Origin of the sequence: Benzoatithermus flavus, from assembly GCF_037908215.1 — a bacterium.
Taxonomy (GTDB): domain Bacteria; phylum Pseudomonadota; class Alphaproteobacteria; order Geminicoccales; family Geminicoccaceae; genus Benzoatithermus; species Benzoatithermus flavus.
In genome coordinates, this window is record NZ_JBBLZC010000027.1 from 21,942 (window position 1) to 47,316 (window position 25,375).

Genomic DNA, 25,375 nt, shown 5'->3' on the forward strand with positions numbered 1-25,375 from the left:
AACAAATGCGACCCGAGTCGGGAAACGAACCAGTGGACGATATCCTAATTCCAGTCGATTCCTGGGAAGGAATCCTTGAAGGTACGCGCAATTCCCAGAACAACCGAGCAAGGCGGTGCCGTTGCAACGAGGCGTTGTCGACGCCCCTCGATGCGGTCGAGGAGAAGGCGATGATCGCGGCCGCGGCCCGGAAGATCGAGGAACTCCTCGACGTGCTGCGCATCGATCATCGCAACGACCACAACACCCGCGACACGCCGCACCGGGTCGCGAAGATGCTCGTGAAGGAGCTCCTGCGCGGCCGCTTCGCGCCAGCACCCAAGATCACCGAGTTCGACAACGCGGAAGGCTTCGACCATCTGATCGTCACCGGACCGATCACGGTGCGCTCGACCTGCGCGCATCACCTGATGCCGATCTACGGCGAGGCGTTCATCGGCATCCTGCCGGCTGCCGACGGCAAGATCATCGGCCTCTCGAAGTACGATCGGATCGTCGACCACTTCGGGGCGCGCTTCCAGATCCAGGAGGAGCTGGTGAAGCAGATCGGCTCCTTCATCGTCGACATGACGAAGCCGCGTGGGCTAGCGGTACGGATCAGCGCCGTTCACATGTGCAAGACCCATCGCGGGGTGCATGCGAGCCACGACAGCCGAATGGTGAGCACGGCCTATTTTGGCGAGCTGCAACGCTCGGCCGAGCTCAAGAACGAGTTCCTGCGCGAGTGCCAGGTGCTCGCGGGCCGCAGCGCTTGAGCCACGGCCCCGGTCGTCACGGGATCAGGAGCGTGGAGCCCGTCGTCTCGCGCGCCTCGAGCGCGCGATGAGCGGCCTCCGCCTCCTTCAGCGGAAAACGCTGGTTGATCTCGATCTTGACCGCACCGTTCATGACCACCTCGAACAGGTCCTTGGCGCAGGCGAGCAGCAGCTCGCGCGTGCGGGTGTAGGTCATGAGCGTGGGCCGGGTGACGAACAACGAGCCCTTCTGGCTCAGCGTCAGGAGGTTCAGGTTCTCGACCGGCCCCGACGCGTTGCCGAAATTGACCGCGAGCCCGCACGGGGCGAGGCAGTCGAGCGACGGCATGAACACGGCCTTGCCGACGCCGTCGTAGACCACGGGAACTCCCTTGCCGTCCGTAATCTCCTTCACCCGCGCGACGAAATCCTCCTCCTTGTAATTGATCACGTGCGCGTAGCCGTGCGCCTTCGCGAGCTCGGCCTTCTCCGGCGAGCCCACCGTGCCGATGGCGGTGACGCCGAGGTGCTTCGCCCACTGGCCGAAGATCAGCCCGACACCGCCGGCCGCCGCATGGAACAGCACCGTGTCGCCGGGCTTCGCGCGGTAGGTCTGCCGCAGGAGGTACTGGACGGTCATCCCCTTCAGCATCATGGCTGCAGCGGTGTCGGTCGGGATTCCATCCGGAAGCGGCACCAGCTTGTCCGCCGGCATAACCCGAAGATCGGCATAAGCGCCTAACGGCGGGCCGGCATAGGCCACGCGCTGGCCGGGCACGAGGTCGGTCACACCCTCGCCCACCGCTTCCACCACACCCGCCCCTTCCAGGCCCGGCGTGAACGGGGTCGGCCCGGTCGCATAGAGCCCGGTCCGGTGATAGACGTCGATGAAATTGAGCCCGACCGCCTCGTGCCGGACCAGCACCTCGCCGGGACCGGGCGAGCCCGGGTCGTACGCCTCGTAGCGCAGCACTTCCGGGCCGCCGTGCTGATGGACCCTGATCCGATGCGCCATGTCCTCTCCCCCTTGCTGGCTCAGTGGGCCGCGATCGGCGCCGTGAGCCGGTCCCGCAGGACGGCGGGATCGGCGACCGGCGCCTCGCAGGTCGTGCCGACGCACACATAGGCCGCGGCACGCCCGGCGAGAAGATCCTTCCCCGCCGCCGGATGCGAGGCCGGCAGGCCGCGGCCGGGCGGAATGCGGCACAGGATCCGCCCCGGCATCGCCGCTTCGGCCGCGACCCGGAACAGCTCCGTGAAGCCGGGCGTGGCCTCGTCGCCGATCACGACGATCTGCACCGGCTCGGCCAGGATCGTCGCCGCGAGCAGAAGCGTCGCATGACTGTGCAGGCTGCGCTCCGCATCGCCCGCGAAGGCGGTGAGGATCGCTTCCGCCTCGGCCCGATAATCATCCTCGCCGGTGAGGTGCCAGAGCTTCGCCAGAACCTCCGCGAGCGTGCCGACGGCAGACGGGGTCGGCCCGTCGTGCGCGTTCTTGGGGCGCACCACCGGACCCTCGGCCGATGGCGGCGACAGGAAGTAGCCGCCCGCCGGATCGCGGAAATCCTGCCGGCAGCGCAAGGCCCAGGCCCGTGCCCGATCGAGATAGGTGCTCTCGCCGGTCTGCCCGAAGAGAGCGAGGGCTGCGCGGCTCATCTGCGCGTAGTCGTCGAGGAACGCCATCGGCAGGCGGCGGCCGGCGCGCCAGCTATGGAACAGCCGGTCGTCCTCGCTCATGTGCCGCAGCACGGCCGCGAACGCCGAGCGCGCGAGCTCGAGCCAGTCCGGCCGTCCGAAGAAGCCCGCCGCCTCGGCGAGCGCTGCGATCATGAGCCCGTTCCAGTCGGCCAGAACCTTGTCGTCGCGCCCCGGCCGCACGCGGGTCTCGCGCGCCTCGAGCAGGACCTGGCGGCAGCGCGCCAGCCGCTCGGCCGCCGCCCCGGCCGGCAATCCCGGCTCGTGCAGCCGATGCAGGATATTCTTGCCTTCCCAGTTGCCGGCCGCGGTGACGCCGTAGGCGAGCCGAAAAGCGCGCGCATCGGGGCCGAGCAGCCGGTCGATCTCGGCTGCGTCCCAGACATAGAATTTCCCTTCCTCGCCCTCGCTGTCGGCGTCGAGCGAGGAGGCGAAGGCGCCCTCCACCATCATCTCGCGCGTGAGCCAGCCCACGGTCTCCTCGGCCCGGGCCCGGAACAGAGGCTCGCCCGTCGCGGCCCAGGCCGAGCCCAGAAGCTCGAAAAGCTGGGCGTTGTCGTAGAGCATCTTCTCGAAATGCGGCACGAGCCAAGCGGCATCGACGGCATAGCGGGCATAGCCGCCGCCGAGATGGTCGTAGATGCCACCCTGGGAGATCCGGTTCAGCGTGTGAACGATCCGATGGCGTAGCGTCGGATCGCCGGTCCGCAGGCTCGTGTCCCAGATCAGGCGCAAGATGGGCGCTTGCGGGAACTTGGGCGCGTCACCGATGCCGCCGTGGATCGTATCGAACTGATCGGCGAGCTGGCGGGCCACCTCCTCGGCGAGCTCGGGCGTGGGCATCTCACCGGGCATGGGTGCCGAAAGCCGCCGGAGTGCTTGGGCAATGGCATCACGGTTGCTCTGGATCCGCTCGTTTCCGCTTCGCCAGAGCTCGGCCACCTGCTCCAGGATCTGCGGGAAGCCGGGCCTGCCGTAGCGCGGCTCCGGCGGAAAGTAGGTGCCGCCCCAGAACGGCTCGCCGTCCGGGGAGAGGAACATGGTGAGCGGCCAGCCGCCCTGCTGGCCCATCAGCGCCAAGGCCTGCTGGTAGACGGCGTCCAGATCGGGCCGCTCCTCGCGGTCGACCTTGATGTTGACGAAGTGCCGGTTCATCAGCGCGGCGATGTCCGGGTTCTCGAAGCTCTCGTGCGCCATGACGTGGCACCAGTGGCAGGCGGCGTAGCCGATCGAGAGCAGGATCGGCTTGTTCTCGGCCTTGGCGCGGGCGAGCGCCGGCTCGCCCCATTCCTGCCAGTCGACGGGATTGTCCGCGTGCTGCAGGAGATAGGGGCTGGTGGCCTGGGCGAGCGCATTGGCCATTTCGGGGCACTCCTCTGCGCCGGAGCCGCGGTAGCCCGGCTAGGCATGGCACGATGAGCTTCTATAGTTGGGGCGAGCCCTGCCCAACAGCCAGCGGAAGAGCCATGAAAGTCAACATCGAGGTCGATTGCACGCCCGACGAGGCACGCCGCTTCCTGGGCCTGCCCGACGTGGCGCCGATGCAGCAGACGGTGATGGCGGCCATGGAGAAGCGGCTCGTCGATGCCATCTCCTCCACCGACCCGCAGAAGCTGATGGAGCAATGGATGCCGTTCAGCATGAAGGGCATGGAGCAGTGGGGCGCTCTGTGGGCGCAAATCGCCCAGACGGCCGCGGGCTTTCCGCGCGGCAAGAAGAAGGAATGAGGGCGGCAGGGGCATGGCCGAGGCCACGATCTACGCCCCGGCGACGGCACCCGGTCGTGCCGCCGTGGCCGTCCTGCGGATCACCGGTGCCAATGCCGCCGAAGCCGCCCGCCTCCTGACCGGCCGCGAGCCGCCCGAGCCGCGGCGGGCGGCCCTGCGCCGGCTGCGCGACCCGCGCGACGGCTCGATCATCGACGAGGCACTCGTGCTCTGGTTTCCCGGCCCGCGCAGCGAGACCGGCGAGGACATGCTGGAGATCCAGCACCACGGTGGCCATGCGGTTCTGGCCGAGCTGCTCGAGATCCTGGGCGGAGTCGAGGGTTTTCGGCCGGCGAGTCCCGGCGAGTTCACCAGGCGCGCCTTCCTCAACGGCAAGCTCGATCTCACGGCCGCCGAAGGTCTCGCCGACCTGATCGACGCCACGACGCGCGCTCAGGCGCGCCAAGCCCTCCGCCAGCTCGAAGGTGCTCTCGGCCGGCTTTATGGCGACTGGCGCGAGCGGCTCCTCGGCGCTCTGGCCCTGATCGAGGCCGAGATCGACTTCGCGGCCGAGGAGGAGGTGCCCGATGCCATGCTGGCGCGGGTCCGGCCGGATCTCGAGCGGCTGCGGGCGGAGATGGCGGCGCACCTCGCCGACGGGCATCGCGGCGAGCGCCTGCGCGCCGGGGTGACAGTGGCGGTGATCGGAGCGCCCAATGTCGGCAAATCGAGCCTCGTCAATCTGCTCGCCCGCCGCGACGTCGCCATCGTCACCCCCCATGCCGGCACCACCCGCGACGTCATCGAGGTTCAGCTCGATCTCGACGGCCTGCCGGTGATACTGCTCGACACGGCGGGCCTGCGCGAGACGGAGGACCCGATCGAGGCCGAAGGCATCGCCCGGGCACGGCGTCGGGCGGAAACGGCGGATCTGCGGCTCCACATCCTCGATGCGACCGCGCCGGAGACGACGCTCGCAGACTTCGACGAAGCCACGCTCCTCGTCGTCAACAAGATCGATCTCGTGCCTGCATCTCGTCTGCCCGCCGGCGCCATCGGCCTTTCCTGCAAGACCGGCACCGGTGTCGGCGAGCTCCTGGCCGTGCTGACGAATCGGGCGCGCCGGCTCCTCGGCACGGGCGAGACGCCGCTTCTGACACGGGCCCGGCACCGTGAGGCCGTGCAGGCGGCTGCGGCCGCGCTCGATCGCTTTCTGGAAGGAGCGGCTGCGGGCGCGGAGCTTGCCCTCCTCGCCGAGGATCTGCGGCTGGCGGCACGCGCCGTCGGCCGGATCACCGGCACGGTCGGCGTCGAGGACGTGCTGGATCGGATCTTCGCCACCTTCTGTATCGGCAAGTAACCGACCGATGTTTCACGTGAAACATCGGCTCAGGCTGCCGCCGGCGCTTCGGCCGGCCGTACCCGCAGCCGCTCCTCGGCCGACTTGCGCACCTGCTGCATGAGCTCGGGGTTCGCGCGCAAGAATTGGCGGAAGGCGTCCCGCCGTAGCATCAGAAGCCGGCAATAGCTGAGCGCCACTACGTCGGCCGTTCGCGGGCGGCGCATGATCAGCGCCATCTCGCCGAAGAAGTCGCCGGTGCCGAGGCGGATCGTGCCCTCCTCGCGCTGCACCTCGACCGCGCCCGAGGCGATGAAGTACATCGCATCACCCCGCTCGCCGCGCCGCACGATCCGCTCGCCGGGCAGCGCCATGATCGGAACCAGCAGGCGCCGCAGCTCCTTGCGCGCTTCCTCGCCGAGCCGGCCCAGCATCGGCACGTTGCTGATGAGCGCGTCCACGTTCAGGCCGAGATCGAGCGGCGGGATACGCTCGAAGCTCTCGAGCCGGCTGCGCAGCTCGTCCGCGAGATTGCGGAAGATCTCCGGCGAGAGCAGCCCCTCGTCCGCCATCCGGCGATAGGCGTCGAGCTCCAGACGCACGGCGGTGCGGCTGAGGAACCGGCCCGAAACCGTGTGCCAATAGGCCGGGTACTGCAGGCGGATCGCATCCAGGGCACGGTCGAGCTCCTCGATCCGCGCCTCGACGACGTGCAGCGCCACTTCGCTGACCCGCTCACCGAACAGAGCGCGGATCCGACTGCGGATGAAGGCGATCAGGTTCTCGAGCACGCGCCGCTGGATCAGCCGCAGCTCGATCCGTTGCGCCATGCGGCGGGCGAGCGGACGCTGCAGCCGGAGGTGACGGTGCAGGAAGGAGGCGATCCGCATCACCCGATCGATCCGGGTGCTGCGGCGTGCCGCGAGGCGGTAGGACTGGACGCCGCCTTCCTTGATCGCATCGAGCAGGTCGTTGGTACGGCCGAGCAGCACCGAGCCGGCGTTGCGCGAGATCGTGCCCTCGGCCATCTCGTCGGCGTAGAGCGCCGCCTCGCGGGTCGTGATCGTCGCGAGCGCTACGCGGAGCTGCTGGCCCAGCATTTCCTCGCCCATATCCGGCACGTCTTCGAGTGCTGCCACCCGCTTGCGATAGAGGGCACCGACCTCCTCTGCGGCCTCGAGATCGAGGCCATGCACGATCGCGGTCTCGGAGAGCCGGTCCAGGATCTGTCCCTGCGCCAGCGCCAGCGCACGGGTGCGCAGGATCCGCTCCACCGGGTCGAGCTGATCGACACCGAGCCAGCGGATCAAAGGCCGCAGGGTCGTCGCCTGGACGAGCAGCGTGAACAGGACGAAGCCGGTCGCCAGCACGGAGACGAGATGGCGGATCTCGGCCGGCACACGCGGGTTCTCGGTGACGGCGAGGGCGAGAGCCAGCGTGACGGCGCCGCGCACGCCGCCCCAGAGGATGACGAGCTTGTAGCGGGCGTCGATCGGGCGCTGCTTCAGGAGGATGCGCACGAGCGGGAGCACGCCGAAGATGCAGAGCGCCCGTGCCGCGAGCGCACCCACGATCAGCACCGCGAGCAGGACGAAGTCGCTGGTGCGCGCCTTCATGATCGTATCGGGCACGAGCATCGAGGCCAGCACGAACACGAGCGAGCTCGCCCAGAAGCCGAGCTGGGTCCAGATGGCGCTCACACTCTGCCATTCCTTCGCGCCGACCCGCATCCGGCCGATCGTACCGAACACCAGACCCGCCACCACGACCGCCACGACCCCGGAAACGTGCAGGTAGACCTCGGCCAGGGCGTAAGCAAGATAGGCTAGGGCCAGGCTCAGCGTCACCTCGGCCGGACCGCCTTGGTCGATCCGGGCGACCACGAGCGCTGCGATCCGGCCGAGCGCGGCGCCCAAGAGCGCCCCGCCCATGAACTCGACCGCGAGATTGCGGGCGAGCTCCGAGAACACGACGATCTGGTCGGGCTGCACCCGCCGGCCGATGAGGCCGAGCAGCGTGGTGAACAGCGCGATCGCGGCCGCATCGTTGAGCAGGCTCTCGCCCTCGACGAGGAGCGTGAGGCGGCGTCTGGCGCCGACCTCCTTGAACACGGCCGTGACCGCGCTGGGGTCGGTGGTGGCGATGATGGCCGCGACGAGAAGGCAGGCGGTGAGCGGGAACGTGGAGGCGAGCCACAAGCCCGCGCCGGCGGCCGCGGTCGTCATCAGCACGGCGACCACGGCGAGGATCAGGATCGGCCCGAGATCGTCCAGGAGTTCGCGGCCGTTCAGCTTGGTCGCGGTCTCGAACAGCAGGATGGGCAGGAACACCCAGAGCAGGACCTCGGCCGTGACGTCGAACTGCCGGAGCTGCTGGAAGAAATCGCGCACGACGGGCGTGTCCCCGAACACCCCGAACGAGCCCGACAGGCTCAAGCCCAGGCCGAGCGCACAGCCGAGGCCGGCGAGGAGCACGGTATAAGGCAGGCGCAGCCGTGCTGCGAACCGCGGCAGGAGCGCTATCAACGCGAGCAGGACGGCGATACCGAAAACCAGACCACCCGTCCCGCTCATTCCTGGAATCCTCCTCCGCTGCGCCGACACGGCCCAATTTAGCAGAGAACGCCCGCCTCGATGGACTCCTCCTGCGTGCGGCGGCTGGTCTCGCGGCGCCTTGACGAGACCTCTGGCCCCGCTCCACATAGCAGCCATGTCTTGCCACGACGTGATCGTGATTGGCGGCGGCCATGCGGGCTGCGAGGCGGCGGCGGCCAGCGCGCGCATGGGTGCCCGCACGCTGCTTCTGACCCACAAGCTCGCGACCATCGGTGCCATGTCGTGCAACCCGGCCATCGGCGGCCTGGGCCGCGGCCATCTCGTGCGCGAGATCGATGCGCTCGACGGCGTCATGGCGCGTGCGATCGACCAGGGCGGCATCCAGTTCCGCGTGCTCAACCGGAGCAAGGGCCCGGCGGTGCGGGGGCCGCGAGCGCAGGCCGACCGTAGGCTCTATGCCCGAGCCGTCCGCGACCTGCTCGCGGCCGAGCCGAACCTGCGCATCCTGGAAGCCGAGGTCGCCGATCTCCTAGTGAAGGACGGGCGCGCTGCCGGTGCCGTGGACGAGGCCGGCCGGGAATACCGGGCCGGCGCGGTGATCCTCACCACCGGCACCTTCCTGCGCGGCGAGATCCATCTCGGCGAGGAGCGTTGGCCCGCCGGCCGGGTCGGTGATCGCCCGTCCGTCCGCCTCGCCCAGAGCCTGCTCGGCCACGGCCTGCGCCTGGGCCGGCTCAAGACCGGCACCCCGCCCCGCCTCGACGGACGCACGATCGATCATGCCGGACTCCAGCGCCAGCCCGGCGACGACCCGCCGGTGCCGTTCTCGTTCCTCACGGAGCGCCTGCCCAACCCGCAGATCGATTGCTGGATCACGCACACCAACGCGCGCACCCACGCCCTGATCCGCGCCAATCTGCACCGAGCACCCATGTATTCCGGCCAGATCGCGGCCACAGGCGTGCGCTACTGCCCCTCGCTCGAGGACAAGGTGGTGCGCTTCGCCGACCGCGAGCGGCACCAGATCTTCCTCGAGCCCGAGGGCCTCGACGATCACACCGTCTATCCCAATGGCATCTCGACCTCGCTGCCGCGCGAGATCCAGGCCGAGCTGATCGCGACCATTCCGGGCCTCGAGCGGGCGGTGATGCTCCAGCCCGGCTATGCCATCGAATACGATCACATCGACCCGCGCGAGCTCGACCCGACGCTCGAGCTCAGGGCGATCCGCGGTCTGTTCCTGGCCGGGCAGATCAACGGCACCACGGGCTACGAGGAGGCCGCAGCGCAGGGCATCGTGGCCGGCATCAACGCCGCCATCGCCGCGGGCGGCCGCCGGCCGGATTTCGTGCTCGACCGGGCCGATGCCTATCTCGGCGTTCTGATCGACGATCTGACGACCCAGGGTATCACCGAGCCCTACCGCATGTTCACCTCACGCGCCGAATACCGCCTGAGCCTGCGCGCCGACAATGCCGACCTGCGGCTCACGCCGCGCGGCATCGCGGTCGGCTGCGTCCGCCCGGTCCGTGCCGCCGTCTTCCGCGCCAAGGCCGAAGCGCTCGCCGCCGCCCGCCGGCGCCTGGGCGAGCTCGACCTCACGCCGACGGCAGCGGCCGCACACGGGCTTCGCATCAATCAGGACGGCGTGCGACGCACGGCGCTCGAGCTCCTGTCCTGGCCCGGCGTCACGATGGCGCGGCTCGTCGCGATCTGGCCGGAGCTCGGAACCATCCGCCCCGACGTGGTCGAGCAGCTCGAGATCGAAGCCGCCTATCGCGGTTACCTACGGCGCCAGGCCGACGACATCGCCGCCTTCCGGCGCGAGGAAAGCCTGGTGCTGCCGCCCGATCTCGACTTCACGGCGCTCTCCGGCCTCAGCAACGAGCTGCGTCAGGCTCTCGCCCGTATCCGACCGACGACGCTGGGCAACGCTGCCCGGATCCCCGGCATGACGCCGGCAGCCCTCACCCTCCTCTACCGATATGCCAAGAAGGCCGCCTGAACCGTCCAGCCGGCTGACGGCGGCCGAAGTCGGCGAGCTGCTCGGTGTTTCACGTGAAACACTGGACCGGCTCCAGACCTATCTCGACCTGCTCGTCCGCTGGCAGAAAGCGATCAATCTCGTCGGTCCCGCCACGCTCGCCGACCCTTGGCGCCGCCATGTCCTCGACAGCGGCCAGCTTCGGCGCTCCTGGCCGAAGGATGCGCGTCGGCTCGTCGATCTCGGCAGCGGCGCCGGCCTGCCCGGTCTCGTCCTCGCCATTCTGGGCGTGCCCGAGGTTCACCTGATCGAGAGCGACCGCCGCAAGGCGGCTTTCCTACGTGAAGCGGCTCGCGCCTGTGGTGCCGCCGTCACGGTGCACGCCGCCCGAATCGAGGAGGTGCCGCCGCTCATGGCCGATGTCGTCACCGCTCGCGCGCTCGCCCCTCTGACCGATCTGCTCGGCCTCGCCGAGCGCCACCTCCAGCCTCGGGGCGTCTGCCTGTTTCTCAAGGGTCGCACCGTGGAGACGGAATTGACCAGTGCCCGGGAAAGCTGGACAATGTGCTTGCATCGAGAGGCCAGTCTGAGCGATTCCGAAAGCCAAGTCCTCATCATCAGCGAGATCCGCCGTGCCGCGAGCCAATCCGTCTGAGCCCGTCGCCCGTGCCAGGGTCCTCGCCATCGCCAACCAGAAGGGCGGTGTCGGCAAGACCACGACCGCGATCAATCTCGGCACCGCTCTGGGTGCTGCGGGCCGCAAGGTTCTCGTCATCGACTTCGACCCGCAAGGTAACGCCAGCACCGGCCTCGGCATCGAGCGCGCCGATCGCACCGTCACCTCCTACGACGTGCTTCTGCGTGATACCCGCTTCGACGACGCGATCCTCTCGACCGACGTGCCCAACGTCGATCTGGTCGCAGCCACGGTCGATCTCTCCGCTGCCGAGGTCGAGCTCGTCCGCGACGAGCGCCGCCCTTATCGCCTACGCGACGCCTTCGCGACGCTCACCAGGCCCTACGATCACATCCTGATCGACTGCCCGCCGTCCCTGGGCCTTCTTACCGTCAACGCGCTCGCCGCGTCGCATGCCGTCATGGTGCCGTTGCAGTGCGAGTTCTTCGCGCTCGAAGGGCTCAGCCTCTTGCTGCGGACCATCGAGCGCGTTCGCAAGAGCTTCAACCCGATGCTGCAGATGCACGGGGTGGTGCTCACCATGTTCGACCGCCGCAACAACCTCTCCGAGCAGGTGGCCACCGACGTGCGCAGCTTCATGGGCGATCGGGTCTACGACACCATCATCCCGCGCAACGTGCGGGTCTCCGAGGCTCCCTCGCACGGCAAGCCCGTTCTGCTCTACGACTTCAAGAGCGCCGGCGCTCAAGCCTATGCCCACCTCGCCGGCGAGATGCTGCGCCGCGAGCGCAACCTCGCTGCCGCCTGATGAGCGAAAAGGCGAAGACCCGCCGCGGGCTCGGCATGGGCCTTTCGGCGCTTCTGGGTGGCGGCCCCGACGATCTGGCCCCCGAGGGTGACCGCCACGCCGTCCAGACCGTTCCGATCGAGTTCCTCCGGCCCTCGCCGCTCCAGCCGCGGCGCCGGTTCGACGAGGCCGAACTCGAGGCGCTCGCCGATTCGATCCGCGAGAAAGGCGTCCTGCAGCCTCTTCTCGTGCGCCCCTGCGCCAGCGGTGCCGCCGGCTACGAGATCGTCGCCGGCGAGCGACGCTGGCGGGCGGCGCAGCGCGCCGGCCTGCACGAGGTTCCGATCGTCGTCCGCCCGCTCTCCGACCAGGAGACGCTCGAGCTCGCGCTGATCGAGAACATCCAGCGCACCGACCTCTCGCCGCTCGAGGAAGCGCAGGGCTTCCGCCGCCTGATCGAGGAGTTCGGCCATACCCAGGAGGAGCTCGCCGCGGTCGTCGGCAAGAGCCGCAGCCATATCGCCAACACGCTCCGTCTCCTCTCCCTGCCTGCCTCCGTCCAGAGCCTGATCGAGGAGGGCCGGCTCACCGCCGGTCACGGCCGCGCTCTCCTTGGAAGCGAAGAGCCGGAGCGGCTCGTGCGCATCGTGCTCGAGAAGGAGCTCAACGTCAGGGAGACCGAGGATCTGGTCCGCCGCGAGGCAGCCCGGCCGAGGCAGGCGCGCCCGCGCGGCCGGGGCGAGGCCGATCCCAACGTCAAGGAGCTCGTCGAACGACTCACCGCCCATCTCGGCCTCGAAGTCGGCATCCGCGCACGCGGCAAGGGCGGGCTCCTCACCATCCGCTATCACGATCTCGATCAGCTCGATGGCCTGATCCGACGTCTACAGTAAAACTTTCAGTGGATAAGTCCTATCCATTGTGCCTAGGCAGTTGACAGAGAGCATATGTTGTGCCCCTCTAGTAACCGAGGAGAACCAAGGAAAGTACTGATCTCGGCCTCGGGGCTCGATGCGTGGGGGCGTGCCGCTTGCGGATCGACCTTGCGGGGCGCGGGAGCAACCGGTGCCCGACACCCATCGATCATCGGCAGAGAGGCCTGAGCCCCGCCGTGTCTTGGCTTTTCGTGACGATTGCGCCGCTCCCGTGATCGGGGGCGGCGTTTCCGCTTCCTAGGAGACCGCTGCCGGACCGGTCATTTTCCCGAGCCGTAGAGGCTCTCGAGCAGGTCCTTGTGCTGCTTGATGATGAGATGGCGCCGCAGCTTCAGTGTCGGCGTCAGAAGTCCATTCTCGATGCTGAACGGATCCGGCATGATGTGGAACTTGCGAATGCGCTCGATCGCCGAGAGCCGCCGGTTCGCGCGCGTCACTGCCTCGCCGATCGCCGCTTTGAACACCGGATCCTCCGCGAGCACGGCGAGATCCGGCGCCACCTTGTGCTGCTTCGCGAAGCTGCGCACGAAGTCCTGATCCGGCACGATCAGGGCCACGAGATGCGGCCGCCGGTCGCCGTAGACCAGCGCCTGCCCGATCTCGGGCTCGAGCAGTAGAATGCCCTCGACCTTGGCCGGCGCTATGTTGTCGCCGCCCGAATTGACGATGACATCCTTCTTGCGGTCCGTGATCCGCAGGTATCCGTCCTGATCGAATTCCCCGATGTCGCCCGTGTGCAGCCAGCCGCCCCGGAGGGCCTGTGCCGTCGCCTGCGGGTCCTTCCAGTAGCCCTGCATGACGAGATCGCCTCGGACCAGGATCTCGCCGTCCTCGGCGATCCTGACCTCGACCCCTTCGAGCGGCGGCCCCACCGTATCGATCTTGCAACGGCCAGGCACGTTCACGCTGATCACGGGTGCCGCTTCCGTCTGGCCGTAGCCTTGCAGCACCGGCACGCCCAAAGCCTGGAAGAACAGCCCGACCTCGGCGTTCAAGGGCGCTCCACCCGAGACCATCGCCTTGAGCCGGCCGCCGAAGCGCTGCTTCACCTGCCGCCGCACGAGCCGGTCCAGAAACCCGTCCACGAGCGCCAGATGCGGCGGCAGCCGTCCCTCGCGGCAGCGCCGCTGCCCCAGCTCCACCGCGGATCGGAACAACCTGGCCGAGATCCCGCCCTTGCGCTCCACGCCCACGGTGATCTTCTGGCGCAGCACCTCGAACAGCCGCGGTACGCAGGTGACGATGGTGGGTCTGGCCTCGGCGAGGTTGGTCGAGAGCGTCTCGACCCCTTCCGCGTAGTAGATGTCGGCCCCCATCGCCATTGGCAGGAACTGTCCCGCCGTGTGCTCGTAAGCGTGCGAGAGCGGCAGGAACGAGAGGAACACCTCGTGCCCGAGCCCGACCCGCTCGAGCAGGTGCCAGGCACCCGAGATGTTCGCCATGATGTTGCCGTGGCTCAGCATCACGCCCTTGGGCTGGCCGCCGGTACCCGAGGTGTAGATCAGGCAGGCGAGGTCGCTGCGGGTCAGGCTTTCCGCGTGTCGAACCGCCGGCGACTTCATCCCCAGCGCCAGCGCGTCCGCCCAGCTCAGCGCCGAAACCGGCAGAGCACCCACGTCGGCGAGCGGCTCCATGAACAGCACGAGCCGCACGCCGGGCACCTGCCCGACCGCCGGGAGAAGCCGCTTCGCGAGCTGCCGGCCCGAACAGATCACGGCCTTGGCCTCGCTGTGCGCGAGGAGGAAGGCGTGGTCCTCGACGGTGTTGGTGGTGTAGGCCGGCACGGTCACCGCTCCGGCCATGAGGATGGCGAGGTCGGCGATGCACCATTCCGGCCGGTTCTCCGAAACGATCAGCACCCGATCGCCGCGCTCGACCCCCATCTGCGCGAGCGCGCGCGCCAGCCGCTCGGCCTCGTCCTTGACCTTGGCCCAGCTCCAGGGCCGGTAGGCTCCGTCCCGCTTCGCCCAAAGGAACGGCGCCTCACCGCGCCGCGCGGCCGAGCGTTGGAACATCGCCACCAGATTGCCGCCGAGATCGGGCGCCGCCATCGAATGTTCCCGCCTCCGCCGAGAGCAAGAGCAGCGGGAGCCAGGAGCCGTTCCCGCCTGCCGTCCTGGAGAGAGCACAAGGGAAAGCCGTTTCGCAACCTCGCTGTTGGCTGCGAGGCGGTCTTGTCGGCGTGCGCTCCTGCGCGAAATTTCGCATGAGACCGCTTCCATCGAGCATCGGTGCCTCTTACGGCATGGTCGAGCTAGCGGCGGTAGGCGGCAATGCGGCGGATCCCGACGGCGAGGCCTGTATCGTCCAGCGCCGGGTGAAGATAGCCAATGCCACCGCCCAGGAGCGCCGCAGCCTCGAGCAGGCGCAGAGCGTGAGCATCCAGACGCAGGCGCGCGCCGAGATCCTAAAGGAACTGGATGGCGGTCGAGCACCTGGCCGCCGATCCCGACCGGCTCGACGCGCTCGGCCGGGCCCGTCGCGATGCTGCACGCCCCGGGAAAGGCGCGACTGCTGGGCTCGATCCCGTCGAGCCTCGTCCGGACACGTGCGGCGCTGGCGGCCCTGCGTGCCGTGTGACCCTCTGCCTGGACGGCCTCGGCGTGCGGCTTATATGTCACGAAGCCCCCGAGCAAAGGTATCGGAATGCTGACGAGCGAGTGCTTGCGAAACGTGGTGACGGGCGAAGCGCCGGGCAGCCTGGCGCCGGCCGAACAGGGACCCGCCTGGAGCCTCGGCGACCTCTACGCCAGCCCCGAGGATCCCAGGATCGAGGCCGACCTTCTGGCCGCCGATCACGAAGCCGGCGAGCTCGAGGCCACCTACAAGGGCAGGCTGCCCGAGCTCGACGGCGACGGGCTCGCCGCCCTGCTCGAGCGCTACGAGGCGCTCGAGGACCGGATCGGCCGCGTCGCGTCCTATGCCCAGCTCCTGTTCGCCGCGAACCGCGACGATGCAGAGATCGGCCGGTTCTACCAGGGCATCCAGGAACGCGTGACCGCGATCGGCACGAAGCTCCTGTTCGTTACCCTCGAGCTCAACAAGCTCGACGACGCGCCGCTCGCGGAGAAGATCGAAGCCTCGAACCGCCTGCGCCGGCTCGAGCCCTGGATCGAGGTCGTCCGCAGCTTCCGCCCGCACCAGCTCTCGGACGAGGTCGAGCGCACGCTGCACGAGAAGCACGTCACCGGCCGCAGCGCCTGGGTCCGCCTGTTCGACGAGACCATGGCGGGCCTGCGTTTTCCGCTCGACGGCAAGGAGCTCACGAGTGCCGAGATCTTCGATCTCCTCTCGGCCAAGGACCGCTCCTTGCGTGAGCGCGCCGCCAGCTCGATCAGCGGTGTGCTCGAGAAGAACATCCGGCTGTTCAGCCGGATCATGAACACGCTGGTCAAGGACAAGCAGATCGAGGACGACTGGCGCAAATTTCCTCGGCCGATCTCCTCGCGCAACCTCGCGAACCAGGTCGAGGACGAGGTGGTGGATGCGCTGATCTCGGCCGTGCGCGCCGCTTATCCCCGAATCTCGCACCGCTACTACACGCTCAAGGCCCGCTGGCTCGGGCTCGACAGGCTCGAGTTCTGGGACCGCAACGCGCCGCTCCCCGAGGACGTCGACACGCGGCGCCCCTGGAGCGAGGCGCGCGGCATCGTGCTCGATGCCTACCGCCGCTTCTCGCCCACGCTGGCCGATATCCTGACCCGTTTCTTCGAGGGCTCCTGGATCGATGCCCAGCTCCGCCCCGGCAAGGACAGCGGCGCCTTCTGCCACCCGACCGTGCCGAGCGTCCACCCTTACGTCCTCATGAACTACCAGGGCCGCAACCGTGACGTCATGACGCTCGCGCACGAGCTCGGCCACGGCGTCCATCAGGTCCTGGCCGCCCGCCAGGGTCCGCTCATGGCGAGTACGCCCCTCACCCTCGCCGAGACGGCCTCCGTGTTCGGCGAGCAGCTCACCTTCCAGGCTCTCCTCGCCGAGGAGACCGATCCGGCCCGCCGCCGCGTGCTCCTCGCTGCCAAGATCGAGGACAAGATCAACACGGTCGTGCGCCAGATCGCGTTCTGCGAGTTCGAGCGCCAGGTCCACGACGCCAGGAAAGCCGCCGAGCTCACCACGGACGATCTCTGCCGGATCTGGATGGGTGTCCAGACCGAGAGCCTGGGCCCGGCCTTCCGCTTCCGCGACGATTACCGCTTCTACTGGTCCTACATCCCGCACTTCATCCACGTGCCGTTCTACGTCTACGCCTACGCCTTCGGCGACTGCCTCGTGAGCTCGCTCTATGCGGTCTACGAGGAGAACCCCGAAGGCTTCGAGCCCCGCTACCTCGACCTGCTGCGCGCCGGCGGCACCTTGCGCCACAAGGAGCTTCTCGCCCCCTTCGGCCTCGACGCCTCCGATCCCGGCTTCTGGGCCAAAGGGCTCGGTCTGCTCGAAGGCCTGATCGACCAGCTCGAGGCAACGTTACCGGAGCGTGCATGACGAAGCAGCCAGGTTCGGCCCGGCCGCGCGAGCCCAGGAGCGAGAACAGCTTCGGCTCGCGCGTGCGCCGCTACGCCCAGGTCGGCGGCACGGTGGGCGTGCAGGCCGCGCGCATGGCGGGTGCGAGGCTTCTGGGCCGGAAGCTCGACGCCGGCCATGCCAGCGAGCTGCGCGAGGCCCTGGGCGGCCTCAAAGGCCCGCTCATGAAAGTCGCCCAGCTCATGGCGACCATCCCGGACGCGCTCCCGGCCGAGTACGCGGCCGAGCTCGCCCAGCTTCAGAGCAACGCCCCGCCCATGGGCAAGCCCTTCGTGCGGCGGCGCATGCAGACCGAGCTCGGACCCGGCTGGGAGAAGCGGTTCAAGTCGTTCCCGCTCGAAGCCGCGGCCGCGGCCTCGCTGGGCCAGGTGCACAAGGCCGTGCTCGCCGACGGCCGCACCGTCGCCTGCAAGCTGCAGTATCCCAACATCGAGGCCGCCGTGGAGGCCGACCTCGCTCAGCTCCGGCTGATCTTCGCCCTCTACCGCCGCTACGACGCCGCGATCGACACCAGCCGGATCTACGAAGAGATCTCGGCCCGCCTGCGCGAGGAGCTCGACTACACGCTGGAAGCCCGGCACCTCGGCCTCTACCGCGAGATGCTGGCGGGCGAGCGCCACATTCACGTGCCACAGGTCGTCCCCGAGCTCTCGACCCGTCGCCTCATCACCATGGAGTGGCTCGATGGCAGACCGCTCCTCGAGTTCAAGGCGGCCTCGCAGGAGGAGCGCAACGAGCTGGCCTTGCGCATGTTCCGCGCCTGGTACGTGCCGTTCTACAATTACGGCGTGATCCACGGCGATCCACACCTCGGCAACTACACGGTGCGCGACGATCTCGACCTCAACCTGCTCGATTTCGGCTGCATCCGCGTGTTCAAGCCGAGCTTCGTCAAGGGCGTCATCGATCTCTACTGGGCTCTCGCCCAAGGCGACCGCAGCCGGGCGGTGGCGGCCTACGAGAGCTGGGGCTTCGAGCGGCTCAACGACACCACGGTCGACATCCTGAACGAGTGGGCGTCCTATCTCTACGGCCCCTTGATGGAGGACCGGCCGCGGCTCATCGAGGAGACCCGAAGCAGCCGGGAAGGCCGCAAGCTCGCCGAGCGCGTGCACCAGCGCCTGCGCGAGGCCGGCGGCGTCACCCCGCCGCGCGAGTTCGTGTTCATGGACCGGGCGGCGATCGGCCTCGGGGCCGTGTTCCTGCACCTCTCGGCCGAGATCAATTGGTATCGCCTGTTCATGGACCTGATCCGGGACTTCGACGTGAAGGAGCTCGAGCGGCGTCAGACCGAGGCGCTCACCCGCCACGGCCTGCCGCTGCCCTGATGCCGGTGCTCTCCTGGTCGCCCGAGCAGTACGGACGCCATGCTGCCCCGCGTCTGCGGCCTGCGCTCGACCTCCTGGCAAGGGTGCCGCTCGGACCGGAGGCCGTGCGCGTGGTCGATCTCGGCTGTGGCGCCGGCGCCTTGTTTCCGGCGCTCCGGGCCCGTTTCCCGCGAGCGCAGCTCGTCGGCGTCGACGTCTCGCCTGCGATGCTCGAGAAGGCGAAAGCCACCGACCCTGGTGTCGAGCTGATCGAGGCCGATGCCGCCACCTGGCGCCCGGCCGGGGCGGTCGACCTGATCATCGCCAACGCTTCGCTCCATTGGCTGCCGGGCCACGACCGCCTCCTGCCCGACCTCCTCCGCTGCTGCCGCGTGCTGGCCGTTCAGGTGCCCGCCAACTTCGCGGCACCCTCGCACCGGCTGATCCGCATGCTGGCGGCCGAGCCCGAGTGGCGCGACAGGCTCGGGGATCTGGCGCTCGGCGACCATGTGCTGGAGCCCGCTGCCTACCATGCGATCCTGACCGGAGCCGGTGCTGCGGTCGATCTCTGGGAGACCACCTACCACCACGCGCTCACCGGCCCCGATCCGGTTCTGGAATGGCTGAAGGGCACGACCCTTCTTCCCGTCCACGCAGCGCTGGGCGGTTCGGGTGCCGAAGCGGCCCGCACCTTCGAGCGGGCGTTGGGAGTTCGCCTCGCCGCCGCCTATCCGGCCGATGCGGCCGGCGTTACCCTGTTCCCGTTCAAGCGGCTGTTCTTCGTCGCCACGACCGTGCTCGTCTGACCTTTCGGGCGATCACCGGCTGCCATTCGGCAAAAGTCCGATTGTCAGCGTCGGCGACTTTTCCTATTCAGCCCGAGAGCTGCCGGATCAGGGCAGCCAAGAAGGCGCGGCAACTTGGGGAGACGCGACAGACCATGAAGATCGGAATACCCAAGGAGCGTCGCGAGGGCGAGCGGCGCGTGGCAGCCTCGCCCGAGACCATCAAGCGCTACAAGGCCATAGGCCTCGAGCCCGTCGTCGAGAGGGGCGCCGGGCAAGGTGCTGCCATCCCCGACGATGCGTTCGCCGCCGCCGGGGCCATCCTCGCCGACACCGCGGCGGTCTGGCAGAGCGACATCGTCCTCAAGGTCCAGCGCCCGATCGACGAGGAGATGGGCTTTCTGCGCCAGGGCCAGATCCTGATCGGCGCGCTCGACCCCTACATGAACAAGGACCAGGTCGAGGCCTATGCCAGGGCCGGCATCTCGGCCTTCGCCATGGAGCTCCTGCCGCGCACCACTCGGGCGCAGGCGATGGACGTGCTCTCCTCTCAGGCCAACCTCGCCGGCTACAAGGCCCTGGTCGACGCCATGGCCGAGTATCCTCGCGTGCTGCCGATGATGATGACCGCTGCCGGCACGGTCACTCCCGCCAAGGTGTTCATCGTCGGCGCGGGTGTCGCCGGGCTGCAGGCGATCGCCACCGCCAAGCGCATGGGGGCGGTGGTCACCGCCACCGACGTTCGCCCCGCCGCCAAAGAGGAGATCGAGTCCCTGGGCGGCAAATTCGTGGGCTTCATCCCGGAAGGAGCCGCCACCAAGGGCGGCTATGCCCGGCCGCTGACACCCGAGGAGCAGAAGAAGCAGCAGGAGATCGTCGCCGAGCACCTGCGCGCGCAGGACATCGTCGTCACCACCGCCCAGGTCCCGGGCAGAAAGGCGCCTCGGATCATCACCGCCGCCATGGTGGCCGGCATGAAGCCGGGCTCGATCCTGTTCGACATGGCGGCCGAGAGCGGTGGTAACATCGAAGGCGCCGAGCCCGGCAAAACGGTCGAGACCGAAAACGGCGTCAAGATCATCGGTGCGAAGAACCTCGTCTCCCGCATCGCCCCCGCCGCGACCGTGCTCTACGCCAAGAACCTCCTCAACTTCCTTCAGCTTCTGATCGATCCCAAGACCAAGGAGCTCAAGGTCGACACCCAAGACGAGCTGATCAAGGGCACGCTTTTGACCCAGAGCGGTTCGGTCGTCCACGACGCCTTCAAGCCGGCGGCCTGAGCAGGGGACAAGACGATGGAAGCCATCGATCCCGGCATCTTCGACCTGATCATCTTCGTGCTCGCGGTGTTCGTGGGCTACTACGTGGTCTGGTCGGTCACACCTGCGCTCCACACCCCGCTCATGTCGGTCACCAACGCCATCTCGAGCGTGATCATCGTCGGTGCCCTGATCGCCACCGGGGCGGGCGGGATCGCGGCCGTGTTCGGCTTTTTGGCCGTGATCCTCGCGGCGGTGAACATCTTCGGCGGCTTCGCCGTCACCGAGCGCATGCTCGCCATGTTCAAGAAGCGCGGCTGAGGAGGACGAGCCGATGAGCACCAATCTCGCCGCGATCGGCTACCTCGTCGCCGCGGTCTGCTTCATCCTGGCGCTGCGTGGCCTGTCCAGCCCCGCCACCAGCCGTGCCGGCAACCGCTACGGCATGATCGGCATGGCCATCGCCATCGTCATCACGCTGCTGGCCCTGCCGCACGCGAGAGCCTCGACCTATCTCTTCATCCTCCTGGCGCTGGTGATCGGCGGCGGCATCGGCTATGTCGTGGCCAGGCGGATCGAGATGACCGCGATGCCGCAGCTCGTGGCGGCGTTCCACTCGCTGGTGGGTCTCGCTGCCGTGTTCGTCGCGATCGGCGCCTTCTCGAGCCCGGCCGACTTCGGCATCACCGACCCGGACGGCCACATCCATCTCCTCTCGCGCCTCGAGATGGGGCTTGGCATCATCATCGGCGCCATCACCTTCTCGGGCTCGGTGATCGCGTTCGGCAAGCTGCAGGCGAAGCTGCCGCCCAGCATCGAGAAGGCGTTCGGACCGCTGCAGCCCCTGGTCAGGACGGCGATGAGCTCGCGGCCGATCCTCCTGCCGGGCCGGCACGCGATCAACATGACCATCGGCGCCCTGATCGTGCTCCTTCTGCTCTGGTTCATCGCCGCCGAGAGCACGGTCGCCTTCACGCTCATGACGCTGCTGGCGTTCGCGATCGGTTTTCTCCTGATCATCCCGATCGGCGGCGCCGACATGCCGGTGGTGGTCTCGATGCTGAACAGCTACTCGGGCTGGGCGGCGGCCGGTATCGGCTTCACGCTCAAGAACCCGATGCTGATCGTCACCGGGGCTCTCGTGGGCTCCTCGGGCGCGATTCTGTCCTACATCATGTGCCGGGCGATGAACCGCTCGTTCGTCTCGGTGATCCTGGGTGGGTTCGGCGAGACGGCGGCAGCCGCAGGCGAGCTCGAGGAGCGGACGGTGAAGGCGGGCTCGGCCGAGGACGCCGCCTTCATCATGGAGAACGCGCAGAAGGTGATCATCGTGCCGGGCTACGGCATGGCAGTGGCGCAGGCGCAGCACGCGGTCCGGGAACTCTACGACATCCTGACCAAGAAGGGGGTGGAGGTGAAGTTCGCGATCCACCCGGTGGCGGGGCGGATGCCGGGGCACATGAACGTGCTCCTGGCCGAGGCCAACATCCCCTACGACGTGGTCTTCGAGATGGAGGAGATCAACAACGAGTTCGGCCAGGCGGACGTGGCCTACGTGATCGGGGCCAACGACATCACCAACCCTGCCGCCAAGACCGACACTTCCTCGCCGATCTACGGCATGCCGGTTCTCGATGTGGACAAGGCCAAGGCGGTGTTCTTCATCAAGCGGTCGATGGCGCCGGGCTATGCCGGGATCGACAATCCCCTGTTCTACATGGACCGGACCATGATGCTGTTCGGCGACGCCAAGAAGGTCACCGAGGAGGTCGTCAAGGCGATGGGCTGACCGCCGGCTGGTCGAGCCGGGCGGCCGGCGGTCCCGCCCCGGGTCCGGCAACCGCCGCCTCCGCCGGCGGCGGCTGCACCTCGGCCTCCTCTGCCTCTGCCAGGGCCGCCACGGCTGCCGCGAGCGAGCTTACGACCCCATCCGCGCCGGTCGCGGTCGTGGCCGCGACGATCTCGCCCGGCGGCAGCGTCCACAGGCCCAGCCAGACCGGCTTGCGCTGACCGCCCTGGCGGGCGCGCAGCCGAAGCGTCAGGCGTCGGGCCTGACGCCATGCCCGCGGGTCCGTAAAGGACAGACAAACGGCATCGTAGGTCGCGAGCTCCGTGCGCGGCGGCAGGCCCGGCTCGGCCGTGATGGCATCGGCATCCACTCCTTTCAGCCGGAGCAGGTGCGCCAGCATGACCGCACCCGCGCGATCGAGGCCGTTGCGCGCTCCCACGCAGAGCACCCGCAGCGGCGGCTGCCGCTGTGCTATCGGGGCCCTTTCCTCGGCCACGGCCTCCGCCAGCCGGTCGACGATGTCGATCGCGATGCCCGCGAGGACCCGCGAGCGCGCCCGGTCGAAGGCGCCCCGGCTCCGATCCTGCTCGGCCAGCGTCAGCGCCGGCAGGATCATGCCGTCGAGCACCTCCTGCAGCGGCTGCTGGTCGAGCAGATCCTCGGCCAGCTCCCCGGCCTCGTGCGGATCGTCGGCGAGAAGACGCTGGTAGAACTTGACCTCGGGTGTGAGCACCGGCGCCGAGCCCAGAAGGACCTCCAGGAACTGGAGCTGGGGCACGTGTCGGCCGAGCACCACCAGGCATACCGTGAGCGGGGTCGAGAGCAGGAGCCCGACCGGGCCCCAGAGCGTGGTCCAGAACACCGCGGCGACGATGATCGCGAGCGGCGAGAGGCCCGTGCTCGAGCCGTAGAGCCAGGGCTCGAGCAGGTTGTTCGTGATCAGCTCGATCGCAACGAACAGCCCGATCGTGAGCAGCACCGTACTCCAGCCCGGATCGACGGCAAGGGCGAGTGCTGTCGGGAGCAGCGTGGCGAGGAACGGCCCGAGATAGGGGATGAAGCGCAGGATGGTCCCGAGCATTCCCCACAACAGCGCGTTGGGCACGCCGATGAAGAACAGGCCGGTGCCCACGAGCACGCCATAGGCCAGGTTGATCACGAGCTGCATGATCAGGTAGCGGCCCACGCGCTTCGCGGCATCGTTGACCGCTTCGGTGGTGCGGTGCACGTCGCCGAGGCCGAACAGCCGGATCAGCCGGTCGCGCAGATCCTCCCGCTGCAGCAGCACGAAGATCACGAAGACGATGACCACACCCACCGTGGCGATCGGCCCGAGCAGAGGCTCGGCCACGCTCGAGAGCGCCTCGAGCGGAGAGGAAGGCGGCTGGTGGATCTCGACCGGGATCGGCCGCCCCTGCTGGCCGGGCGGAGGCTGCTGGCCGGGCTGCGTGCCGCTCCAGCCCGACGGATTGCCCTGAGCCGCCTGCTCGATCTCCTGGCCCATGTCGCGCAGCACGTCGGCGGCATGGTCGATGAGGCTGCTGCCGGGCATGCCGCCCGAGAACAGCTTGGCCTTGGCCCTGAGGTTGCTCTCGTAGCGCGGCAGCTCCTCGGCGAGATGCACGAGCTGGCTCGCAACCATGGCCGCGAAGCCGCCGAGGAGCAGGGTCACGAGCGTGATGACGACGAGGACGGCCGGCACGCGCCCGAGGCCCAGCCGGTAGAGCCGGGTGACGAGCGGCCCCAGCGCGAAGCTCATCAGGATCGCGAGCGCCAGCGGGATGAACACGTCGCGGCCGAGATAGAGCGCTGCGATCGTCCCGAAGAACAACAGGATCAGCGCCTCGGTCGAAAGCCGGCTCCCGGAAGCGGCAGCACCGTCGATCCCCTCGGTCTGCGCAGGCGAAGGTGCCGGTGGCGGCGGGGGGATCGTGGTCGGATCGGGCGGTGCCATGCTCGCTCGTGCCAAAGCTCGTGCAGGATCGTGCGGAATAACCGCCTTCCTGCTCTTCCGATCCCTCTAGGGCCGATTTCCGGTGCGATCACGCTCGCCGCTCGACGCGCCGCATCACCGGAGTAGCGCTGATGCCGTGGATCAGGATCGAGAGCACCACGACGACCGTCACCGTGGCCCACAGCACGCCGCTGTCCTCCCGCCAGCCCCCGCTCGTGACGGCGTGAGCGAGATAGTAGAACGACCCCATGCCACGGATGCCGAAGAACGAGACGGCGAGGCGCTCCGGCAGCGGCTCGCGGCTGCCGACGAAGCCGACGAGCCCGGCGAGCGGCCGCACCACGAGAAGGACGAGAAGGCTCAGCGCCAGCACCGGCCCGGTGACGAGGTGGAGGAACTGGCTCGTGAACGAGGCGCCGAGCACGATCAGGAGCACGGCCAGCGTCAGACGCTCCATCTCGACGGCGAAGTCGTGCAGCTGCCGGTGATAGACATGGTCGCGCTCGACGGCGCGCAAGGTGAGCGCCGCCACGAACACGCCGAGAAAGCCATAGCCGTGGACGAGCTCGGTGAGGCTGTAGGCGAGCGCCGTAAGGCCCAGGGCCACGAAACCGTCCCGGCTCTCGGCGAGCCCGGTTCCCTTCGGCAGCCGGAACAAGAGCCGGCCCGCGAGCCGCCCGGCGGCCCAGCCTACCGCGATCCCGGCCGAAAGCTTCCAGACCACGTCGCGGGCGAGCCACTCGAGCGCCCAGACACCGGGCTCCGCCCCGTGCGCCGCCACGGCGAGGGCGAGGTTGACGAACGGGAAAGCGAGGCCGTCGTTGAGCCCGGCCTCGGCGGTGAGCGCGAAGCGGACCCGGCCCTTATCGCCCTCACCGGGCCGCCCGACCTGGACGTCGGCCGCGAGCACCGGATCGGTCGGGGCCAGGATCGCGCCCAGGAGCAGGGCCGCAGCCGGGCCGAGATCCAGAATCCACCAGCCGAGAAGGGCGATTCCTGCGATCGAGAGCGGCATGGTGATGCCCAGGAGCCGCCAGGTCGGGGCCCAGCGGCGCCAGCCGATCGGGGTGTCGAGCTTGAGCCCGGCCCCCATGAGCGAGATCAGGACCAGAAGCTCGGTGATCCGCTCGGTCGCCTCGGGCGCCTTCTGCAGACCGGGAATGGTATCGCCGGCGCCGGTGGCACCGATGGCCCCGCCCAAGAGCAGAAGGATCACCGGCACCGAGAGCGGCAGCTCGTGCACCAGCAGCGGCAGCGCCGCCACGCCCAGCATCAGGGCGCCGACGAGGCCGAGGACGACGATATAGGGGTCGACCAGTCCGGCGGTCATGCACCATCAGCCTCGCCGGGCTTGGCCCGGCAGGCAGCCGAGAGATACGAGCCGG

The 25,375-nt window shown here is 68.8% G+C and carries 18 protein-coding genes and 1 pseudogene; 13 read left to right on the plus strand and 6 right to left on the minus strand.

The window, feature by feature from the left end:
• The first annotated feature begins 134 nt into the window (after positions 1-134).
• Positions 135-755: a GTP cyclohydrolase I gene (gene folE / locus U1T56_RS20100; protein ID WP_418161287.1), complete on the plus strand. Its 621-nt coding sequence runs from the start codon at positions 135-137 to the stop codon at positions 753-755.
• 16 nt (positions 756-771) lie between these two features.
• Here the strand turns inward: folE and U1T56_RS20105 are convergent, their stop codons facing one another.
• Together U1T56_RS20105 and U1T56_RS20110 are read right to left on the minus strand one after the other, a co-directional pair.
• Positions 772-1,749, minus strand: coding sequence for a quinone oxidoreductase family protein (locus U1T56_RS20105; RefSeq protein WP_418161288.1), 978 nt, complete (start codon positions 1,747-1,749; stop codon positions 772-774).
• A gap of 20 nt (positions 1,750-1,769) precedes the next feature.
• Complete coding sequence (locus U1T56_RS20110; protein ID WP_418161289.1) at positions 1,770-3,791, minus strand: thioredoxin domain-containing protein; 2,022 nt, start codon at positions 3,789-3,791, stop codon at positions 1,770-1,772.
• A gap of 104 nt (positions 3,792-3,895) precedes the next feature.
• Here U1T56_RS20110 and U1T56_RS20115 point away from each other — a divergent pair, with 104 nt between their 5' ends.
• Positions 3,896-4,156, plus strand: a complete 261-nt coding sequence (locus U1T56_RS20115) for a DUF6489 family protein (RefSeq protein ID WP_418161290.1) — start codon at positions 3,896-3,898, stop codon at positions 4,154-4,156.
• Positions 4,157-4,169: 13 nt separating this feature from the next.
• Entirely contained in the window at positions 4,170-5,495 is a 1,326-nt protein-coding gene (mnmE, locus tag U1T56_RS20120; protein ID WP_418161291.1) for a tRNA uridine-5-carboxymethylaminomethyl(34) synthesis GTPase MnmE, read from the plus strand.
• Positions 5,496-5,524: 29 nt separating this feature from the next.
• Here mnmE and U1T56_RS20125 read toward each other — a convergent pair whose 3' ends face one another.
• On the minus strand, positions 5,525-8,047 hold the full coding sequence (locus U1T56_RS20125) for a cation:proton antiporter (protein WP_418161292.1): 2,523 nt from the start codon (positions 8,045-8,047) through the stop codon (positions 5,525-5,527).
• A 136-nt stretch (positions 8,048-8,183) separates the two neighbouring features.
• Between U1T56_RS20125 and mnmG the strand changes: the two genes are divergently transcribed.
• Genes mnmG through U1T56_RS20145 form a run of 4 tightly spaced genes read left to right on the plus strand, consistent with a single transcriptional unit; the run spans position 8,184 to position 12,330 of the window.
• Positions 8,184-10,034: a tRNA uridine-5-carboxymethylaminomethyl(34) synthesis enzyme MnmG gene (gene mnmG, locus U1T56_RS20130; protein ID WP_418161293.1), complete on the plus strand. Its 1,851-nt coding sequence runs from the start codon at positions 8,184-8,186 to the stop codon at positions 10,032-10,034.
• Positions 10,015-10,668 (plus strand): 16S rRNA (guanine(527)-N(7))-methyltransferase RsmG, encoded by a 654-nt coding sequence (gene rsmG, locus U1T56_RS20135; protein WP_418161294.1) that lies wholly within the window; start codon positions 10,015-10,017, stop codon positions 10,666-10,668. Before mnmG ends, rsmG begins: the two co-directional genes overlap by 20 nt.
• Positions 10,646-11,458: a ParA family protein gene (locus U1T56_RS20140; protein ID WP_418161295.1), complete on the plus strand. Its 813-nt coding sequence runs from the start codon at positions 10,646-10,648 to the stop codon at positions 11,456-11,458. The genes rsmG and U1T56_RS20140 overlap by 23 nt, the downstream gene beginning before the upstream one ends.
• Positions 11,458-12,330, plus strand: coding sequence for a ParB/RepB/Spo0J family partition protein (locus U1T56_RS20145; RefSeq protein WP_418161296.1), 873 nt, complete (start codon positions 11,458-11,460; stop codon positions 12,328-12,330). Before U1T56_RS20140 ends, U1T56_RS20145 begins: the two co-directional genes overlap by 1 nt.
• 302 nt (positions 12,331-12,632) lie before the next feature.
• Here the strand turns inward: U1T56_RS20145 and U1T56_RS20150 are convergent, their stop codons facing one another.
• Positions 12,633-14,423 carry an AMP-dependent synthetase/ligase gene (locus U1T56_RS20150; RefSeq protein WP_418161297.1) on the minus strand — a complete coding sequence of 597 codons (1,791 nt, stop codon included), beginning with the start codon at positions 14,421-14,423 and terminating at the stop codon, positions 12,633-12,635.
• A gap of 595 nt (positions 14,424-15,018) precedes the next feature.
• Between U1T56_RS20150 and U1T56_RS20155 the strand changes: the two genes are divergently transcribed.
• The 6 genes and pseudogenes from U1T56_RS20155 to U1T56_RS20180 all read left to right on the plus strand — a co-directional run bounded on the left by U1T56_RS20155 (position 15,019) and on the right by U1T56_RS20180 (position 22,036).
• Positions 15,019-16,857: a M3 family oligoendopeptidase gene (locus U1T56_RS20155; protein ID WP_418161298.1), complete on the plus strand. Its 1,839-nt coding sequence runs from the start codon at positions 15,019-15,021 to the stop codon at positions 16,855-16,857.
• Positions 16,854-18,224, plus strand: a complete 1,371-nt coding sequence (locus tag U1T56_RS20160; protein ID WP_418161299.1) for an ABC1 kinase family protein — start codon at positions 16,854-16,856, stop codon at positions 18,222-18,224. The genes U1T56_RS20155 and U1T56_RS20160 overlap by 4 nt, the downstream gene beginning before the upstream one ends.
• Entirely contained in the window at positions 18,224-19,009 is a 786-nt protein-coding gene (locus U1T56_RS20165) for a methyltransferase domain-containing protein (protein ID WP_418161300.1), read from the plus strand. The genes U1T56_RS20160 and U1T56_RS20165 overlap by 1 nt, the downstream gene beginning before the upstream one ends.
• A 134-nt stretch (positions 19,010-19,143) precedes the next feature.
• On the plus strand, positions 19,144-20,268 hold the full coding sequence (locus U1T56_RS20170) for a Re/Si-specific NAD(P)(+) transhydrogenase subunit alpha (protein ID WP_418161301.1): 1,125 nt from the start codon (positions 19,144-19,146) through the stop codon (positions 20,266-20,268).
• A gap of 21 nt (positions 20,269-20,289) precedes the next feature.
• Positions 20,290-20,568 (plus strand): annotated as a pseudogene (locus U1T56_RS20175) (proton-translocating transhydrogenase family protein); the annotation flags it as partial.
• Positions 20,569-20,581: 13 nt separating this feature from the next.
• Positions 20,582-22,036 carry an NAD(P)(+) transhydrogenase (Re/Si-specific) subunit beta gene (locus U1T56_RS20180; RefSeq protein WP_418161302.1) on the plus strand — a complete coding sequence of 485 codons (1,455 nt, stop codon included), beginning with the start codon at positions 20,582-20,584 and terminating at the stop codon, positions 22,034-22,036.
• Here the strand turns inward: U1T56_RS20180 and U1T56_RS20185 are convergent.
• Both U1T56_RS20185 and U1T56_RS20190 read right to left on the minus strand, forming a co-directional pair.
• The gene (locus U1T56_RS20185) at positions 22,020-23,990 is read right to left on the minus strand and encodes an AI-2E family transporter (RefSeq protein ID WP_418161303.1); all 1,971 of its coding nucleotides are present in this window, start codon (positions 23,988-23,990) and stop codon (positions 22,020-22,022) included. The two genes, U1T56_RS20180 and U1T56_RS20185, sit on opposite strands and share 17 nt — an antisense overlap.
• A gap of 88 nt (positions 23,991-24,078) precedes the next feature.
• Complete coding sequence (locus tag U1T56_RS20190; RefSeq protein WP_418161304.1) at positions 24,079-25,320, minus strand: cation:proton antiporter; 1,242 nt, start codon at positions 25,318-25,320, stop codon at positions 24,079-24,081.
• Between the last annotated feature and the right edge of the window lie 55 nt (positions 25,321-25,375).